Source organism: Bacillus sp. PDNC022, assembly GCF_016919285.1.
Lineage (GTDB): Bacteria > Bacillota > Bacilli > Bacillales > Bacillaceae > Bacillus > Bacillus safensis.
The window spans coordinates 2,507,009-2,525,636 of sequence record NZ_CP070345.1 but is presented as its reverse complement, the minus strand read 5'-3'; the positions used below and the strand labels follow the sequence as shown (position 1 = coordinate 2,525,636).

16 protein-coding genes and 2 pseudogenes are annotated in these 18,628 nt (G+C 42.4%); 14 read left to right on the top strand and 4 right to left on the bottom strand.

The window, feature by feature from the left end; genetic code table 11:
- Positions 1–94: 94 nt before the first annotated feature.
- From JVX94_RS12865 to JVX94_RS12855, 3 genes are all read left to right on the top strand, one after another.
- Positions 95–724, top strand: coding sequence for a LysE family translocator (locus tag JVX94_RS12865; RefSeq protein WP_144472820.1), 630 nt, complete (start codon positions 95–97; stop codon positions 722–724).
- A gap of 102 nt (positions 725–826) precedes the next feature.
- On the top strand, positions 827–1,210 hold the full coding sequence (locus tag JVX94_RS12860) for a UPF0715 family protein (RefSeq protein WP_144472822.1): 384 nt from the start codon (positions 827–829) through the stop codon (positions 1,208–1,210).
- A 192-nt stretch (positions 1,211–1,402) separates the two neighbouring features.
- Positions 1,403–2,161, top strand: coding sequence for a YqcI/YcgG family protein (locus tag JVX94_RS12855; protein WP_144472824.1), 759 nt, complete (start codon positions 1,403–1,405; stop codon positions 2,159–2,161).
- Here JVX94_RS12855 and JVX94_RS12850 read toward each other — a convergent pair.
- Positions 2,156–3,511 (bottom strand): amino acid permease, encoded by a 1,356-nt coding sequence (locus JVX94_RS12850; RefSeq protein WP_205183396.1) that lies wholly within the window; start codon positions 3,509–3,511, stop codon positions 2,156–2,158. The two genes, JVX94_RS12855 and JVX94_RS12850, sit on opposite strands and share 6 nt — an antisense overlap.
- Before the next feature lie 79 nt (positions 3,512–3,590).
- Here JVX94_RS12850 and JVX94_RS12845 point away from each other — a divergent pair, with 79 nt between their 5' ends.
- From JVX94_RS12845 to JVX94_RS12835, 3 genes and pseudogenes are all read left to right on the top strand, one after another.
- The gene (locus tag JVX94_RS12845; protein ID WP_144472826.1) at positions 3,591–4,187 is read left to right on the top strand and encodes a DUF1989 domain-containing protein; all 597 of its coding nucleotides are present in this window, start codon (positions 3,591–3,593) and stop codon (positions 4,185–4,187) included.
- A gap of 198 nt (positions 4,188–4,385) precedes the next feature.
- A complete protein-coding gene (gene nadE, locus JVX94_RS12840) occupies positions 4,386–5,207 on the top strand; it encodes an NAD(+) synthase (protein WP_024427249.1) in 822 nt (273 codons plus the stop codon).
- A gap of 134 nt (positions 5,208–5,341) precedes the next feature.
- A pseudogene (locus JVX94_RS12835) lies at positions 5,342–6,110 on the top strand (transposase); the annotation flags it as partial.
- 43 nt (positions 6,111–6,153) lie between these two features.
- Here JVX94_RS12835 and JVX94_RS12830 read toward each other — a convergent pair.
- Entirely contained in the window at positions 6,154–6,732 is a 579-nt protein-coding gene (locus JVX94_RS12830) for a hypothetical protein (RefSeq protein WP_205183393.1), read from the bottom strand.
- Positions 6,733–7,688: 956 nt separating this feature from the next.
- Positions 7,689–7,990: pseudogene (locus tag JVX94_RS12825) on the bottom strand (sporulation protein); the annotation flags it as partial.
- A 329-nt stretch (positions 7,991–8,319) separates the two neighbouring features.
- On the opposite strand from JVX94_RS12825, the gene JVX94_RS12820 reads away from it, so the two are divergent.
- The 7 genes from JVX94_RS12820 (at position 8,320) to JVX94_RS12790 (ending at position 16,280) form a co-directional block, all read left to right on the top strand.
- Positions 8,320–9,177, top strand: coding sequence for a citryl-CoA lyase (locus tag JVX94_RS12820; RefSeq protein WP_205183390.1), 858 nt, complete (start codon positions 8,320–8,322; stop codon positions 9,175–9,177).
- Positions 9,174–10,607: an aldehyde dehydrogenase family protein gene (locus JVX94_RS12815; protein ID WP_205183387.1), complete on the top strand. Its 1,434-nt coding sequence runs from the start codon at positions 9,174–9,176 to the stop codon at positions 10,605–10,607. The genes JVX94_RS12820 and JVX94_RS12815 overlap by 4 nt, the downstream gene beginning before the upstream one ends.
- Positions 10,608–10,616: 9 nt before the next feature.
- A complete protein-coding gene (gene aroD / locus JVX94_RS12810) occupies positions 10,617–11,390 on the top strand; it encodes a type I 3-dehydroquinate dehydratase (protein WP_205183384.1) in 774 nt (257 codons plus the stop codon).
- Between the two features lie 38 nt (positions 11,391–11,428).
- Positions 11,429–13,189 (top strand): thiamine pyrophosphate-binding protein, encoded by a 1,761-nt coding sequence (locus JVX94_RS12805; protein WP_205183382.1) that lies wholly within the window; start codon positions 11,429–11,431, stop codon positions 13,187–13,189.
- Between the two features lie 23 nt (positions 13,190–13,212).
- Entirely contained in the window at positions 13,213–13,593 is a 381-nt protein-coding gene (locus tag JVX94_RS12800; protein WP_205183381.1) for a cupin domain-containing protein, read from the top strand.
- A gap of 125 nt (positions 13,594–13,718) precedes the next feature.
- Positions 13,719–14,921, top strand: coding sequence for a CaiB/BaiF CoA transferase family protein (locus JVX94_RS12795; protein WP_205183379.1), 1,203 nt, complete (start codon positions 13,719–13,721; stop codon positions 14,919–14,921).
- A 45-nt stretch (positions 14,922–14,966) separates the two neighbouring features.
- Positions 14,967–16,280: an MFS transporter gene (locus JVX94_RS12790; RefSeq protein WP_205183377.1), complete on the top strand. Its 1,314-nt coding sequence runs from the start codon at positions 14,967–14,969 to the stop codon at positions 16,278–16,280.
- A gap of 39 nt (positions 16,281–16,319) precedes the next feature.
- Here the strand turns inward: JVX94_RS12790 and JVX94_RS12785 are convergent, their stop codons facing one another.
- Positions 16,320–17,678, bottom strand: coding sequence for a hypothetical protein (locus JVX94_RS12785; protein ID WP_205183375.1), 1,359 nt, complete (start codon positions 17,676–17,678; stop codon positions 16,320–16,322).
- Positions 17,679–17,826: 148 nt separating this feature from the next.
- Here JVX94_RS12785 and JVX94_RS12780 point away from each other — a divergent pair, with 148 nt between their 5' ends.
- Positions 17,827–18,600 carry an IclR family transcriptional regulator gene (locus tag JVX94_RS12780; protein WP_197197986.1) on the top strand — a complete coding sequence of 258 codons (774 nt, stop codon included), beginning with the start codon at positions 17,827–17,829 and terminating at the stop codon, positions 18,598–18,600.
- The last annotated feature ends 28 nt before the right edge of the window (positions 18,601–18,628 follow it).

Here is an 18,628-nt window from a genome sequence, read left to right as displayed (position 1 = left end):
GCTAGTCCACCTGAAATGATGACAAAGGACTTGTACTAAAACGCAGAAAGTTTGAATAACATGTACAAGTCAGCATCAAAAGGAGGACGTCTATGTGGCGGTGTTTTTTGGTTATATCTTTTTAGGGTTGTCACTTTCAGCGCCTGTTGGGCCAGTCAATGCAGCCCAAATCGACAGAGGGATTAAAAGTGGATTTTGGCATGCGTGGATTTTTGGTGTGGGAGCTATGGCTGCGGATATTGTCTATATGCTCCTCATCTATTTTGGTGTCGCCCAGCTTTTGACTGCACCTCTTGTAAAAACCTTTTTGTGGCTGTTCGGCTTTTTCGTTCTGACCTATACCGGCATTGAAAGTCTGCGTAAAATCAATTTGCAGGAGAGTCCGAAAAAGGACAGCGAAAACACATCAATTGGCAAATCGTTCATGACTGGATTTTTTATTTCTTTATCTAATCCGCTCAGTATTTTGTTTTGGCTTGGCATTTATGGCAGCATCTTAGCCAATACGATCGAAAAGTATGGAGCTTCCCAAATGCTCATGTACAGTTTGGCTATTTTTATCGGCATGCTGATCTGGGATTTCAGCATGGCGCTGCTTGCTAGTTCGTTCAGGCGTTATTTAAGTGAACGTGTTTTACATGGCTTATCCGTTCTTGCAGGTTTATCTTTACTTGGTTTCGGCGCCTATTTTGGGTATCAAGGAATTATGGCTTTGATTGGGTAGAAAAACAGACTGACATATCAGTCTGTTTTTTGTAAGGATTGACAGACATAACACATTCTTGAATAAAGGTGGAATAGAAATTGGTTTGAAGGAGCTTCTGCTATGCGTATGTTTTTGCCAGTATTCAACTATGTGTGTATGTTGATTTTATCAGTCATCACAGCAACTTTCGTTTATACGTTTTTATTCATGCCGCTTGAAGTGGGCTTTAGTTATGTGGAGATGACCAGTCTGTTCATTTTGCTCGCTTATGTCATTTTTGCTGCACCGATTCAGCTTGTTTTACACCGGCATCCTAAAAGGTTTCGAAGCCGTGACTTATTGATTTATTTTGTTGCGGCATGGGTGGTTTGTTCGGCTTTGGCTTTATGGATTGATTATGGGCTTGTTGTGTTCATCAGCTATAAAGTCTATCTGTTTAGCTTCTGCGCAGCCCTTATTTATTGGGTGCTGGATTCCGTCTTTTTGATGAAGAATCGATCGTAGGTATGACGGAAAGGCTCTCTATTAATTTACACTAGTCTGATCATACATAATAGAATAAAAGAAACAAATACCTGCTCAATTTGAAGGGAAACCCCATCTTGTCATGCGCTAGGAAAGTCTTGGAAGGACAGTCACAACAGCTATTTGCACCTCATAGGCTATGGAGAAGACGCTAAAACGAGGTGTAAGGAAATGGCCCAGCTGTATGCAAAAAGTTGCCTTGATCAAAATCTACGATCACTAGAAGAATGGAAGCAGGATGCTTTCACACAATTTGGCGAGATGGTAGGAGATGAAGCAGATACATTCCCTTGTGTACCCGGAAGACAGGGATTTTTTCTCGATCATTTACGCTATGGGTTTGTCGGTGACCCTAGGAAAGAGGAAGCAGTTGATGAATTAGCCCAGCTGCTGAAAGAATATCAAGGCTGTGCGAAAGAAACCGGTCAATATGCTTCATTTATTTGTTTTTTTGAAACACCGCAGGATTTAAAGGAAAGCTCGCTTGAAGAGTTTGAGCAGCAGTTTTGGTCGCTGCTTCAACGGCTGCATCATAAAGATGAAGAACCATGGCCAGAGGAGATTCCGTTAGATACTCATCATCATGAGTGGGAGTATTGCTTCCATGGTGAAGCATATTTTATTTTGTGTTCTACACCTGCTCACAAGCTTAGAAAAAGCCGCCACTTCCCTTATCTCTTGATGGCATTTCAGCCTAGATGGGTGTTTGAGAAATTGAATGGGTCGACAAAGTTTGGACAAAAAATGAGCCAGCTCGTTCGCAAGCGGCTCAAAGCATATGATGAGGTCAGTGTTCATCCATCATTAAAATGGTACGGGGACCCGGCCAATCATGAATGGAAGCAATACTTTCTCCCAGATGAAGAGGCGGAGAAACCAGCCTCCGCCAAATGTCCATTTACTGCATTAAAAAACATGATGAAATTATGATGCGGTCTCGGTCTGATCCTGCTTCCACTTTTTCCTCATAAATAGCACCATGATGGCAATCACTGCAATGATTCCTAGACTGATAAAAAAGCCAGGTCGTCCGCTTGCCTCTGTTAATGTGCCTGAAACAGCGGCTCCAATTAAGAGCAGCGCAAGAATCATTTCGCACGTTTGGCGAGTGGATGGCTTGGATAGCTTTTTACTTGAGAACAGAATAAAGATCCATGTGTACAGCAGGGTAAGACCGGCTGCTGTTGTGAGATGCTCGTAGATGTGTTTGGACAAAAAGAGTGCAAGCAGAATCGAGACAATTAAGCCAGCAGCAGTTAAGATAATCGAAGACCATCTTACATGAGATGGATCTTTTTGTTTAAAGCAAGCAGGTGCATCTTGATGCTCTGACATCGTGCCGAGCAGTGTTGTGACCGCATAGAGAGAGGCAACCAATGTCGAAAAACCGGCAATGATGAAAATGCCATTAAAGATATGAAGAAAAATCGATAAATGAAACGGCTCTAATGAAGTAATAAATGGACTGCTGTTCTCATTAAAGGCTGTCACTGGGACAAGCAAGAGAGCAAGTCCGATCGAGACGATATAGATGACCGCTAGAATGATCAGCATGACACGTCCAGCCTTTGCCGCATCCTTCGGGTCCTTTAAATGAACCGCCATCAGACCCATGACTTCAATTCCCCCAAATGCATAAAACGCATAAATCAATCCATTCCAAAGACCAAGCGGACCAAGAGGCATCCATTCGTGATCTTTGTTAGGCAGATGCAGGGTCGGTTTATGTTCTGTCAAAATGCCGAATAACACAAGCACCGCAAGAATCATAAACAGAAAAATCGCCGCTGTCTTCAGTACCGCAAGAACATTTTCTGTCTTTTGAAAAGAAGAAAGCCCTATGATAATGACGAGCAGGGCAAGAGCGGAATAAATCGCAGAAAACACCCAAAGCGGGACAGAAGGAAACCAGTGGCGGGTAAATAGAGAAATGGCTGTTAACTGACTTCCGGTAATCAGCATTTCTGCAAACCAATACACCCAGCCATTGCTAAACCCTGCCCAGCGTCCGTATGCTTTACGAGCATAGGAACAAAACGACCCTTTATCAGGGTTATCGGCTGTCATCGCAGCTAAATGTTTAAAAACGAGATACGTTCCGACCGCAGCAAGCAAAAAGGAAATGCAGACGGAATAACCGGACTTTGTAATGGCGATGCTGGAGCCAAGGAAGAACCCAGTGCCAATTGTACAGCCGACTCCGATGAGAGAAAGCTGCCACCAAGATAAAGATTGTTCTTCTTTCAATGCAAGTGCAACACCTTTCTGTTTCAATGACATTAGCTTGTGACCGCCTCTTTTTTTTATACATGATCAAGGGGATATTTTGGGCATACTGTCATGGAAAGGAGTGCATGTGATGAACGGAGAATATGTCATTTTACCAAAGGGTAGACTCGGCTTTCGTTTAGGAAAAGGCCAATGTATGCGAGTGGTTGATGTCGAAGGCCAGCAAGTAGCAGATGTGATGGCCTATCATGAAAAGGATTTTTATGAAAAATTTGACCAAGGTGCGACGATGGACAGCCTGTTTTCATCCAAAGTGAAAAAAGGCGATAAGCTCTATTCTAATTTATATAAACCGATGTTTACGATCATTGAAGATACAGTGGAGTGCCATGATTTATACATGCCCGCCTGCCGGCAAGAGATGTATCAGCTTTTATACGGCCGGACGCACTTAGAGGTCATGCATACATGCTACGACAATTTGCGGACTGCTTTTGAGCCCTTTGGAATTCCAAAGGAGGATATGTACTATCCTTTTAATGCCTTTATGAATACAGTCATTGATGAAAAAGGAAAGCTGTCTGTGGAGCTGCCAAAATCGATGCCCGGTGACTACATTCGCCTGAGGGCTGAAATGGATCTCATTGTGGCCGTGTCTGCATGCCCTGCTGATATTGGGAAGTGTAATGGATCAAGCTGTACATCCATACGGGTAGAAATCGATTAAAAAAGAAAAGGACCAGTCCAAAAAGACGTGGTCTTTTTCACTTGTGAATGTTTGATCATCTAAGAAATAGGGGAACGTCTAACAAAATGCTCTTGATGAAAACATGGTATAATGAAGATTCAAAAAACGTTGTTAAATCAATGGATTGTGAGTAAAACCTGTTCTCTTCATGTAGAGGATGCTTAGGAGGAAAAGTGTATGAGTTTGCAGAAAAAGATCAGCCAAGAGTTGCATGTGCAGCCCTCAATTGACCCAAAGCAGGAGATCGAAAAACGGGTTGGATTTCTAAAGGAATACTTGAAAAAAACTGGGGCAAAAGGATTTGTTCTCGGCATTAGCGGCGGGCAGGATTCAACGCTTGCCGGACGTCTTGCACAGCTTGCTGTCAGTGAGCTTCGTCAGGAAGGAAAAGAGGATGCGGTCTTTATTGCGGTACGCCTTCCGCACGGTGTGCAGCAGGATGAAGATGATGCACAGCTCGCTCTATCATTTATTCAGCCAGACAAGTCGTGGAAGTATGATATTGCACCTGCCGTATCAGCATTCAGTGATCAATATCAAAAGGAAACGGGCGGACCATTGTCTGATTTTAATAAAGGGAATGTCAAAGCACGTATGAGAATGATCGCGCAATATGCTGTCGGTGGTGAGGAAGGATTGCTTGTCATCGGTACAGATCATGCAGCTGAAGCAGTAACCGGCTTCTTCACGAAGTATGGTGACGGCGGTGCAGATGTTCTTCCGCTCACAGGTCTGACAAAACGCCAAGGCCGGGCGCTACTCGAAGCGCTAGAAGCACCGGAACGCCTGTATTTAAAGAAACCAACAGCCGATCTGCTGGACGACAAACCTCAGCAAACGGATGAAACAGAACTCGGTATTACGTACAGTGAAATTGATGATTATTTAGAAGGAAAACCAGTGTCAGATCAAGCAGCAGAAGCGATTGAAAAGCGCTATGTTCAATCGGAGCATAAACGCCAAGTACCGGCTTCCATGTTTGATGACTGGTGGAAATAAAAAAAGACCTCTCCAGAAGATGGAGAGGTTTCAGGCTGTCGAGAAAATCTCGACAGCTTTATTTTTTTCCTTAAAGTTTCCATCTTCCAAATTTTATAATAGAGATAAGTCCACTAAAGAAGGTGTTTTTTCTTATGTTCCACACTAGAAATTCTTCTCAGCACGAAGCCGAATTTGTATTACTAGATCAACTAGTCGAAGAGGATCACCTGCTTCGTAAAATTGATCAGTACATTGATTTTTCATTTATCATAGACAAAGTCAAACCTTATTATAGTGAGAATAAAGGTCGTCCTTCTCTTGATCAACTTATTTTGTTTAAAATGATATTTATCGCATACCTGTACGGTATCCGTTCCATCTTGATCGATTGGATCACCAAATCACCCGATTTGATTTTCAAGTAGAAGCGGTTGCCCTTGATTCTGGTTATTTGACAACATCAATCTGTAAAGGATTTATCCGATCGCCGCATTTTTGGTGTCATCGCACATAGACGCTTTCATCGAACAAGAGGAAATTCCGGTATCATTTTGAACATGATCATTACATATGCCCAAATGTTGAAAAGCTATCATATACGACAACTGACCGAAAGGGTTATAGGTACTATAAATCAGACCCTAAAAAATGCGTTTCTTGTCCTTTCCTTGAAAGCTGTACAAGATCGAAAAATCATCAAAAAGTGATCTCAAGACATGTATGGGAGGAACAAATAGAAAAGATTAGACAAAATCGTCTGTATATCTCTGGAAAAAAGTTAAAAAGAGAAAAGAAAAAATAGAGCGAAGCTTTGAAGATTCAAAACAACTGCATGGGCTTCGCTACTGTTGGTTGAGGGGAAAACAGAATGTGAGTGAGCAAATTCTTCTCATAATTACGTTGAAAATAAAAAAGCAGGCTCCAGTAAGAGCCTGCTTTTTTTATTGTTGCTTAACAGTAATTTTTAAGGTATTTTTACAGTATATGCTAAATCAACAAACATAATATTTACGCCTACATCAACTTTCTTATATTTGTTTTTAACTGCCCATGCAACAGCACCAGAAGTTCCAGCAGTAATAGCCGCAGCGGCTCCAGCACCCCATGGTCCAGCAGTAGCAATTCGACTTGTGTACCAACCGATATATCCGGCTGCAAATCCACCTGCTACTATGGCATTCATGCTTCTAACTTTCGGTCCTAATTTGAGGTGTAAACCTACAAAACCTAATGTCTGCATGTCACCTTTTTTCTCATTCTCCTCAAAGCTAAATTCTTCTGATTTCATTGAAGTCATTAGTAGACTGTCGTGTTCTGAAATTCCCATTTCCATAAGGGTTTCTTTATCAGCTGTAAAATGAATATTTTCATCCTTATCTAATTCGAAGTAATTAGATAGTTTCTCTGCTAATTCCAATTGTTTTTTATCTACACTGACTGGAGGGGTCTCATTATTACCTTGACTGGCATGACTAATCATTGGAGAAGAGAAACCAAATGTAATAGTAAGCACACATAACACTACTAGAAATTTTTTAAACATACGTACCACTCCTATTTGTTTTTTGGGGTAACGCATACATGATAATTCCTTCTATTGGGGTGGAATACTTAGAGGTTAAGGAGATTAATAAAATGTATTTATTCTTATTTACTTTGATTTATTGTGTAATCACACAGATGTTGAGTTTTTCCTTTGAGATGTCTTTTGGTGTGTACTTGATAGGTTTAGCTTTAATCAAAGGACTTTCCAGTGGGGAAATTAAAGACATCTTTAATTTCAAAAAGACAAGGGACGTGTTCAAAGAAAACAGATTTATAGATTCTTTGATGGAATTGTTTTCTTTGGTAATAGTGTTTATTAATGCATACATAATTGATTATGAACCATTCTCTCCCTTTGAGTTTGTTTATACTTTTTTCTTGCTTGTAGTTCTGTACAGGTTCCTATTTTGGGGGATCATAAGAGAGTCTAAAAAATGGTTGCATAAAGAGTCATAAGAGACATGGGCTTATAAAAATCACTCACTTTCTTTGATATTTTCCATGCTACCATTTATTTCTTTGTAATTGGTAATAAGATGGAAAATCTATTTTTCAGTTGCGGTGTCCGCAATTAAGGTTCTTTTAATTGGGAGGAGAAATTTCGAATAGAGAAGAATTAGATTGTCAATTATCGCTAATGAACAGGCTGGAGAGCTTGTTTTTTTGTTTCTTAATATTATGTTTTTGTTGAAAAAATTCCATTAGAAAAAGCTTTGTTTTAGCTGGTCTTGCGATCATGATGTTGGTTGGTGGTTCATATCTGAATCATACCGAGACTGCTATGGAGTTGGCTATTCGATTAGGTACATGAAAAATGGCAGACCTTTTGGGTCTGTCTATTTGGAAATTCTTCTGGTACAACACCAATGCACTAACAGACACTCAGAAAAAATCCCTTCCAATTGGATAGGGATTTTTTGAATAAGCTGCGATCTAATTCAAAGTTGCATAACCCTAATCAACAACAAACAGTACGGCCGTTCCATCGTACTCATTTAGTTGATGGGACACCCAAGATCCCGCACCTCGATTGTCTGAAGGAGATATTTTTCTATATCGGCTCCTGCACCGCCTTCTTCATACATAGCCATAGGGAATTCATCTCGATCATATCCCCTTTTTGTTGGTATGTTTTTCAATGATTCTTCTCTATTTTTATCGGCACCTTCTTTATCAATCGTGCAGACGGCAGAAGCGCCCTTTTTTATAGCATTTTTTATGTGTCGTGCTGTTTCTGAATACTTATCAGTCGGAAACTTCAATTTCACATCATACTGAGACCTCTCCAGAAGAAGGAAAGGTCTTTTTATGTCGAATTGGGTTTGACAAAATAACCAAAAATTCATTAAATTAGTAGAACGATATACTTAAGTCCATTTAACTAAATATCGATTTTTTTGAACAAAAAAAGCAAACATAATTAGTTCGATTCACTTAATTTCACTTCTATTGACAGTATTTTCAGAAAAAATAATTGACGAATAAAAAGAATGCGCTTACAATGAAACCACATTCCGAAAAGTGAAATTAGATTCCACTGAATGGAATAAAGGGGTGGTTCACCTCCAAATAAGAAGCTAAAGGAATGATTCACACAATGAAAAATCGAAGTGCACTGGAAATTTACAAAGAGGGAGGCGCTTGGTGGGAGACTGAGATTAGTCATATTCAAAAAAATTCAATTGAAATTCGAGGGTATCCGATTGAAGAACTGATTGGTGAATTGTCGTATCCACAAATGCTCTATTTACTGCTTGTTGGTGAATTATTGGATGATTCTAAAGCAGCTCTTTTTGAAAGTGTTCTTGTCGCAGGTGCGGACCATGGACCAAGAGCACCATCTATTGCAGCAGCTAGAATGGCGGTGACTTGCGGCATTTCGTTTAATTCCTCTGTAGCAACAGGGGTGAATCTATTAGGTGACATTCATGGCGGAGCTGGAGAGAAGGCAATGTGTATGTTATACGAGGCCAAAGCGATCTACGATGATCAAAAGGATATACACTCTGCGGCAAAGCAAGTGTGTCAAACATGGTTAAATCGCAAGGAAAAAATCCCGGGAATCGGCCATCAGCTTCATGATGATGATCCGAGGGTGAGACGTCTATATGAGCTGAGTCACAAACATGTCCAGCAAGGTCTTATCAGCGGCACATATTTACGGTTAGCCGAAGCGATTAGACATGAGCTTGAACAACTGAAAGGGAAGAAAATCACGATGAATATAGATGGTGTATCTGCTGCCATCCAATGTGAATTAAACATTCCAGCAGAAGCAGCAAAAGGCGTTTTTTCCTTATCCAGAGGAATGGGTATCGTGGCGCATGCATATGAGGAGCTGACAAAGGGAGCCCTCGTGAAAGGACCTTGTCCGAATGAAGAAAGATTGGTTCGTTATGCAGGACCTGAAACGCGGCACTTGAAGGAGGGAGAGAAAATTTGAGTAGTTTGAGAGCGTTGTCATATATAAATGGCGAGTGGCTGGATACCGGTCGTGTGAAAACAGATATCATCAATCCTTATTCAGGAGAAAGGATCGGTACATCCTATCTCGCCTCATCAGAAGACATAGAACAAGCACTTTCTATTGCGCAGCATGCTAAAAAACAAATAGCGGGAATATCGGCAATCGAACGCTCAAAGCTTCTAACAAAAGCAGCCACCTTGCTTGAAGAACAAAAAGACCATTTTGCAAAACTTATTTCGCTAGAATTAGGCAAACCGCTTAAAAATACAAGAGATGAAGTCTCGCGATCAATCGAGACGCTGGCGCAATCGGCGGAAGAAGCGAATCGATTAATAGGTGAGACCATTCCTGGCAATGTATCATCGCGTGGACAGGGAGCAATGGCCATGACATTTAAAGTACCAGTCGGAGTTGTGCTGGCGATTACTCCTTTTAATGCACCGCTCAATTTAATTTGCCACAAAGTCGGTCCAGCCTTTGCGGGAGGGAATGTCATTATTTTGAAGCCTGCACCGCAAACATCAGCTGTTGCCACAGCGTTTGTCAAACTCCTTCTCGAAGCAGGATTTCCTGAGGCTGGTTTGCAGCTTGTAATTGGCGGAGTCGATGCTGGGAAGCAGTTAGTCACTGATGAAAGAACGAATCTCATCTCTTTTACCGGCGGGGCTGCCGGTGGAGAACATATTACAACCTCTGCGGGATTAAAAAAGGTACTGCTCGAACTCGGAGGGAATGGCGCGACGATTGTTCATCACGATGCAGATATTGAACAAGCCGCATCCCTTTGTGCCAAAACAGGCTTTAGTAATTCTGGTCAAAGCTGTATCTCTGTTCAAAGAATTTATGTCCACCAAGAAATGATGTCGTCGTTTACTGATGTATTAAAACAAAAAGTAGAGCAGCTTGTCGTTGGAAATCCGCTGTCCAGTGAGAGTGATATCGGCTGTATGGTCGATGTTCAGGCCGCGCAGCGTGTTGAGGCATGGATACAAGAGGCAGAGAGCATGGGGACCCAGCTTTTATGTGGGGGAAAAAGAAATGGAGCGAGCATCACACCGGCTATTTTGCTAAACCCTCCGAAACAGGCCAAGGTCGTCTGTGAGGAAGTGTTCGGCCCAGTTGTCAGCATTCTCCCTTATGAGGAACTGGAAGAGGCAATTAAAGAAGCAAATGATAGTCGATATGGTTTGCAGGCAGGGATCTTTACGAATCAGCTGGATGTGGCATTACACGCAGCAAAAGAGCTTGAAACTGGCGGGGTAGTTATCAATGGGACATCGAATTTTAGACTGGATCATTGGCCTTATGGTGGGATTAAGCGAAGTGGCCTTGGAAGAGAAGGTCCGCGTTTCGCCATCGAGGAGATGACCGAAACCAAAATGGTCGTGCTTCCACAGGGTCTGTGAAAGGGGCGTTTGGATGTGAATGCATTTCAGCAAAAGGTAAAAAGTGTGCAGACAGGTGGTCAGCCAATGATTTGTACGCCGCTCATCGGACAAACAAAGGAAGAATTGTTTCATGAGATTGAGGTGTTAACTGAGAAGAAGCCTGATGTGATAGAGTGGCGGGCGGATTTTTTTCATCACCTTCATGACAAGGAACAAGTGATAGAAACCCTTAAGGGAATGGTAGAAAAGGCAAAGGGCATCCCATTTTTATTCACCATTCGTTCTGAAAAGGAGGGCGGCGAAAGTACATCACTTTCGGAATCTGAGAAGGTTTCTTTGCTTGCCGAGCTTTGTTCCACACAGCTTGTGGACGCCGTTGATTATGAATTGATGCATGATGTGACACATATACAGCAAGTCAGTCAGGCGGCTAAAAGAAATGGGGTCACCTTGATTGTGTCGTATCACGATTTCCAGCGCACCCCTGAGGTAGGTCGTCTAGTGCAGCTATTCGGCAATGCAGAATCAGTCGGCGCCGACATCGCAAAGATCGCAGTGATGCCGCATTCCTATGACGATGCATTAACACTGCTCTCGGCGACCATCCATGCGAAAAAGCAGCTGTCAATTCCCGTTATTTCGATGGCAATGGCGGAATACGGGGCTTTTACAAGAATGATTGGCGGACTTTTTGGATCTGTCATGACCTTTGCTGTAGGGAAAGAAAGCTCAGCTCCCGGGCAAGTGGCCATACAGGATTTGAACAATGTTCTATCTATTGTGTTTTCAAAGAATAAGTGATTAGCAGATTCATAGCTGCACCGTGAGAGGAGAGAAACATGAAGAAGAATATTTCTACACAGGTTATCCAGTACTTAGAAAATCGGGGAGTCGAGCATATTTTCGGCCTCTGTGGTCATACGAATATTGCTTTTTTATCAGCGCTTGAAAAAAGCTCGATTCAATTTGTAAATGTCAGGCATGAACAGATAGCAGCACATGCAGCAGATGGTTATGCGCGGGCGAAGAAACAGACGGCTGTGGTTCTCAGTCATTTAGGTCCCGGACTCACCAATGCGGCAACAGGGGTAGCGAATGCAGCACTTGATTCCATTCCAATGGTTGTTATTGCAGGAGACGTCCCAAGTCATTACTACGGAAAGCACCCACATCAAGAGATCAATCTTCACTCCGATGCCTCTCAATACGAAATTTACCGGCCGTTTGTGAAAAGAGCATGGCGAGTCGATATTCCAGAATTATTTCCAGAGATTTTATCAAAAGCATTTCAGTTAGCTGAAAGCGGCCGTCCTGGCCCGGTGCTTATTTCTGTTCCAATGGATGTGTTCTCAAAAGACCTAGATGTAACCCTGTTTGAACAAATTAACCAGCATACACACACCATTGAAAAACCTTCTATTGATGATCAAACGGCCAATCGGATATTAGATCGATTGCTGCAGGCAGAAAGGCCGCTTTTATATGTAGGGGGAGGCATTTTACTAGCTGATGCAGCTGAAGAATTAAAGGCATTCTCTGATCATCTAAGTATCCCTGTTGCCCATTCTTTGATGGGGAAAGGAGCGATGCCGGACGATCACCCAATGACGCTTGGAATGACAGGATTTTGGGGGACAAAATTTATCAATAATCAGTGCAAAGAAGCGGATTATATATTGGCTTTAGGCACTCGTTTTGCTGAAGCTGATGCGAGCTCGTGGGAATCAGATTATACGTTCCGCTTCCCATCAACCAAGCTCATTCATATTGACATTGATCCGAATGAAATTGGACGTAACTATCCTGTTGAAATTGGAGCAGTTGCCGATCTTAAGCAAGCCTTGACTGTACTCAATCGAGTGGCGAGAGAAAGACTGCCAAAAGGGCTGAATCGACCTGAATTGAAGAAGGAAATTGCGGCATATCGTAAGGAATTTCAGGCGAGCAATTTGACGAATGTTCAAGATGAATCCTTCCCAATGAAGCCGCAGCGTATTTTGCAGGAAGTGCGGGAAGTATTGCCGCCAGATGCCTTTATTACAACGGATGTTGGCTGGAATAAAAATGGGGTAGGACAGCAATTTCCTGTGCTCACGCCAGGAACCATTTTAACGCCAGGGGGTTTTGCAACGATGGGGTTTGGAGCCCCTGCTGCACTTGGGGCAAAGATTGCCCAGCCTGACCGTGTCGTTGTGTCACTCGTTGGGGACGGCGGATTCGGTCAAAATCCATCCGTTCTCGCAACAGCCGTTGAAGAGAACATTCCTGTTGTGTGGATTGTGATGAATAACAGTGCCTTTGGCACAATAGCCGGCTTGCAAATGGCGCACTATGAAACGACGTACGGCACTGTTTTCAGAAAAGGTGGAGAAAGCTATTCACCGGATTTTGCTGCCATTGCGAGAGGTTATGGAATGAAAGGGATTAACATCACCTCTGCTTCTGAATTCAAAGAAGCTTTAGCTGAAGCGATTGCCTCTCAGGAGCCTTGCGTTATTGATGTAGCAATGAAAAATGATCCTGTTCCTACGGATGGACATTGGAATATTAATGATATTTATTCACCAAATTCAAAGCGCTCACATGTCAGCGTGAATTAAACATAACGAGGGAGGAATTAGCAATGAAAATTAAAGTATTGAATCCGTTTCAAGATGGGAAACCATTATGGTTAGGCTTAGATCGTCCAGAGGAGCAAATGATTCGTAAGGTATTTCAAACGATTACACCAGATACTGTTGGATCAGAGCATATGATGGCGGGTCTCACCATTTTTGAACCAGGGGAAGCAAGTTCAGTGCACAATCATCCAGGTTCAGAGGAATTTGATTTTGTGATTAAAGGATCTGGCGAAGTCATTTGTGATGGAGAAAGGCAGTCCTTTAAACAAAATGATTTCATGTTCATTCCAGACGGTGTCCCGCACCAGCATGTCAATACAGGAGATGAACCTTTATGGCTCATTTGGCTCTACACGCCGCAAGGGCAGCTTCCAAAGGATTAACAAACTGCACCGGTAAGCCCTCCTTTTGAATCAACAGGGCCTTCCGGGTCAATCAGAAAGATGAAAAGGGCTAAAATTAGGAATGATTTTAGCCCTTCATCACTTGAATGAAAGGGAGTCAAGCAATGAATATGAATACACCGCTCGAAGGAATAAAAATATTAGACGTCTCTACGATGATTGCTGCACCCTATGGCGCGGTGCTTCTAGGGGATTTTGGAGCAGAGGTCATCAAAGTCGAGATTCCTGGCAAAGGCGATACGCTGCGGCATGTTGGCCCATTTGCAGATGGGGAACCACTTAGATGGTCAGGTCTCTCACGGAATAAGAAATCCCTTACACTGGATCTGCACAAAGACGAAGCAAAAGACATTTTTAAAAAGCTTGCAGGTCAGGTCGATGTGCTGATTGAAAATTTCCGCCCTGGCACCCTCGAAAAATGGGGCGTTGGGTACGATGTGTTAAAAGAAATCAATCCTCGTTTAATCATGATTCGTGTATCAGGTTATGGACAAACGGGTCCATTTAAGGACAAGGCCGGATTTGGAACACCGGCAACGGCGTTTAGCGGCTTTACATATATTCAAGGGTTTCCAGACCGGCATCCAGTCAGCCCTTCCTTTTCTCTCACTGATTATATTGCTGGCATCTATGTGGCGTTTGCTACTGTGACAGCGATGTATTACAGGGATACACATCCAGAAGGAACTGGGCAAATGGTGGATTTGGCCCTCTATGAATCTGTGTTTCGTATGTTAGAGTTTTTGGTTGCAGAATATGACAAGCTTGGGAAGGTGCGTGAGCGTTCACCGGGGCTTAGCGGTCATTCAAGCCCTGCCGGTACCTATGAGACAAAGGATGGTCATTATTTGGTTCTTGTGACGAGTACAGATTCGACCTTCAATCGATTGGCAGAAGCGATGAATCGATTAGATTTACTAGAGAATGAAAAATTCGCGGTCAATGCATCCAGGCTGAAGCATAACAAAGAAATGGATGCGATCGTTTCGCAATGGATCACGTCGAAAACAAGGGATGACGTATTAGAAATTCTAGATACACATGGCGTCCCTGTGAGCCCAATTTTAAGTATTCGGGATATTTTTGAACATCCGCAATTTAAAGCACGAGAGAATATTGTCGAGGTGCATCACCCTCGTCTTGGAAAAGTGAAGGTGCCTGGGATCATTCCGAAGTTTGAAAAAACACCTGGAAATATCCGTCACATTGCACCTGATTTAGGCGAACATAATTATGAGATTTTAACAAATATGCTTGGCTTAACAGAAGAAGAGTGTAAGCAGTTAGAAGAAAAAGGGGTTATTTAATACGCTCAACCGAACCGCACGCTGCGGAAACAAAGGAGGATGGTTATGAAAGTGCATTCAGAACTGAAGGGGAATGAATTGCAGCCCGCATATGTGAAACCAACGAAAGCCCGTTTTGGCATATTGATTCTGTTGTTTTTTATTACCGCTATTAATTATATTGATCGAGCCAGTGTGTCCATTGTTGCTCCTGCGATTCAATCTTCATTGCAATTAAATCCAGCCTTATTAGGCCTGATTTTTTCGGCATTTAGCTGGACATATACAGCGATGCAAATACCAGGCGGTTTTATTCTCGATAAATTTGGCTCAAAGGTAACGTATGGGATATCTCTCGTTACTTGGTCTATTTTCACAGGCTTACAGGCGTTTGCGAACAGCTTTGCTTTTTTATTCGGCTGCCGTTTGTTTATTGGGATTACAGAATCTCCCGCATTTCCTGCAAATAACCGTATTGTCACCACATGGTTTCCGAGGCGGGAACGGGCTTTTGCAACAGGAGTATACACAGCTGGAGAGTATGTGGGTCTTGCATTTGCGACACCTCTTCTTTTTTGGATCATGACGACTTTCGATTGGAGAACCGTCTTTATTACGGCAGGTGCGCTCGGTATCATATTTGCTTTCTTTTGGTACAAGTATTATCACGAACCGAAAGAGCATCCGAAGATAAATGAAGATGAGTTAGAATTAATCCGGCAAGGCGAAGGGCTGACAGTCGCATCACAGGAGAAGCTGAAATGGGCAGACTTTGCCGCCCTTCTGAAATATCGTAAATTGATCGGGCTCTATATTGGCCAATTCTCTGTTGCGTCTACACTTTTTTTCTTTTTAACGTGGTTTCCGACCTATTTGGCAGAGGCGAAAAATATGGCGTTTCTCAAGGTAGGTTTTGCTGCTTCTCTTCCTTATATTGCTGCATTCTTTGGGGTCTTGTTTGGAGGTTATGTGTCTGATTGGCTGCTTAAAAAGGGCGTATCAGTGAATGTAGCGAGAAAGCTGCCGGTAGTGGTTGGCTTGCTGATGACGAGTACCATTGTTTTAGCGAACTTTACAACGAATCTCCCGCTTGTGCTGACCATTTTATCCATCGCTTCATTTGCGCAAGGACTGTCTAATATCTCTTGGACGATGCTATCTGAGGTGGCACCGCGGGAAATGGTTGGGCTGGCTGGCGGCGTATTTAACTTTTTTGCTAATTTAGCTGGGATCATCACTCCGCTGATTATCGGACTCATCGTGTCGGCGACAGGCTCTTACAATGGAGGAATTTTATTCGTCAGTTTAGTCGCATTAATCGGGGCATTGTCGTATATTTTTATCGTAGGTAAAATTGAACGTATTCAATTAAAACCATAGCGGGAAAGCAAAAGAGAACTCAGAGGTGAGTTCTCTTTTTTATGTATAAAAGATAACGGTGATGATCGCTGCACAGGCGATACCCATGCTGATATAAAGGCTGGCAAACCATATATTCCAGCGAGTGATACGGTAAGGATTGACCTTCATCAAATCAGCTAATAGGGAGACAGAAACATTAAAAGGACTAAACATGACAGTTGATGTGCCCGCAACGATCAGCATGATTGCAATGGGAAGAGCAGGCAGTTCAGGGATGACTGGTGCCATCATACTGACTAACAAAGCAAGTGAGACAAGCGGGTGAAAGCCGCAAAGGGCGGTAATCAGAAAATACAGCCCAATGACACAATAAACCCAAATCGCATGGTCTGATATACTGACAATAAATGCTTGAATCGGCTGCATACTGTTTGTGGCAAGGAGCATATCGACAAAGAAGCCAGCACTTAAAAATAGACACATATAGTTGGAGAGCTGACGGGTTCTTTCTTTCCAATGAGGGACAGAGACGGCGATATATTGTTTTCTTTTTTTAATGACAGAAGAGAATAATAGAGCAAATGGAATAATCGTCAGTACTACAGCGAATAAATAGCCTTTTCCAATCCATGCATCGACAAGAGAGACGACTGTCATAAAACCTAGCAGCATGAAAGCGAGCTGAAGGGTTTTTCGCTTAATTCGATGAGGATTGGCGTTTGTTTCTGAAGACTGAATGATGTTTGGCAATCGTTTGCTTTGACGAGAAAAAAGCATCCAATCTATCGCCAGCACGATCACCATTAAACCAAAAGTAATGGGTGCAATTTGATAATATTTTAGTTTGGTTGCATCAATGGTGACGCTTACCAGCACTTCAACAGGACTCCAGCTTAAACATAATGCATATGACCTTAAGAGGTTGCGTGTATAAAGATGTTGTTTCACTCGTTCTTTTAGGGATTCAAGCGACGGTTTGAGCGATGTATATAGTAAGGGAATCGTCGCGATATTTAAAAACATGCCGAGAATATGAGTGACAAATGAACTCTTGCGATAAAGCTGGTTTGAGCTCGTTGTACGCAGCGTGAGCAGTTTATTTAATTGTGTATCGAAATGTCCAACATGTATGAGAGAATGAATAAAAGGCAGCATGAAAAAGAGAGAAAGCAAGCCCAGCATGGAATGAAAGTGAAGAAAAAACGTGTGCAATGGCTGGCCGGATAAGAAGAATAAGAACAAACCAATGATGAGAAATACAGCACCTGTTTTCAAATAAAGCCCATTTGCTTTCTTAAAAGAAATGGTGAGTGAAGCAGCCGCCAGCAGACCAACAAAATAGGAGAGTATGGGAGCAGGAAATAGTTGATGAACAATATATAAGCTAATAAGAAGTGTAAAAACGAGCAGGTACATGCAAATATCTCCTCCATCAAATACCTTCAATTGGTTTTATTCCGACTGGTGGAATTTGTTTTCTTTTAGTGGAACGTTTAAAATGGATTATAGCAAAATCGATCGTTGATGTCGATAAGAAATCAAAGGGGAAAAGGAGAAAATGAACATGGCTGATAAGAAGTCAAAAGAAGAATCAGGACTGCGTACAGTTCAGCGCGCCTTGGATATTCTTTATTGTTTTAGTGAAGAACGTCAAGAGCTGACGCTAACGGATATTTCAAAAGAGATGAATTTAGCAATGTCTACGACAACGAGACTGCTCAAGGCACTTGAAATGAATCATTTTGTGGAAAAGAATCAAGAAACAATGAAATACCGATTGGGTCAAAGGCTTTATCTCCTCGGATACATTGCAGGGAAGTCCATTAAATTGAGGGAACTGGCTAAGCCACTCATGTACTCACTTCGTGATGAAACAAAGGAAACCGTCAACCTGTATGTACTGGATTCAACAAGCAGGGTTTGTATTGAACAAGCGGAAGGGCTGCAATCGATTCGGCATCTTGTCAAGATTGGTGAGAAGCTGCCATTGTACGCAGGTGCAGGCGGAAAGGTATTATTGGCATTTCAAAGTGAAGAATTTCAACAAAAAGTATTAGCGTCTGAGGCTGATCATGTGATGAAGGGTGACTGGGAAAAGGAACGTAAACATATTCTTGAGACGTATACTTCTTGCAGTATCGATGAACGAGAGGTAGGATCTGCGGCAGTAGCGGCACCAGTCTTTAACATTCATGGGGAAGTGAAGGCTTGTTTATCCATATCTGGTCCAACCCACCGGTTTACTGAAGAAATCATTCCCCAGCTGCAGCAAAAAGTGAAAGAACAGGCACAGAGGCTTTCTGAACAGCTCGGCTACGTCGTCAAACACAATTTTTAAGATTGCCTATCTTTTCGCGTTCCATTTA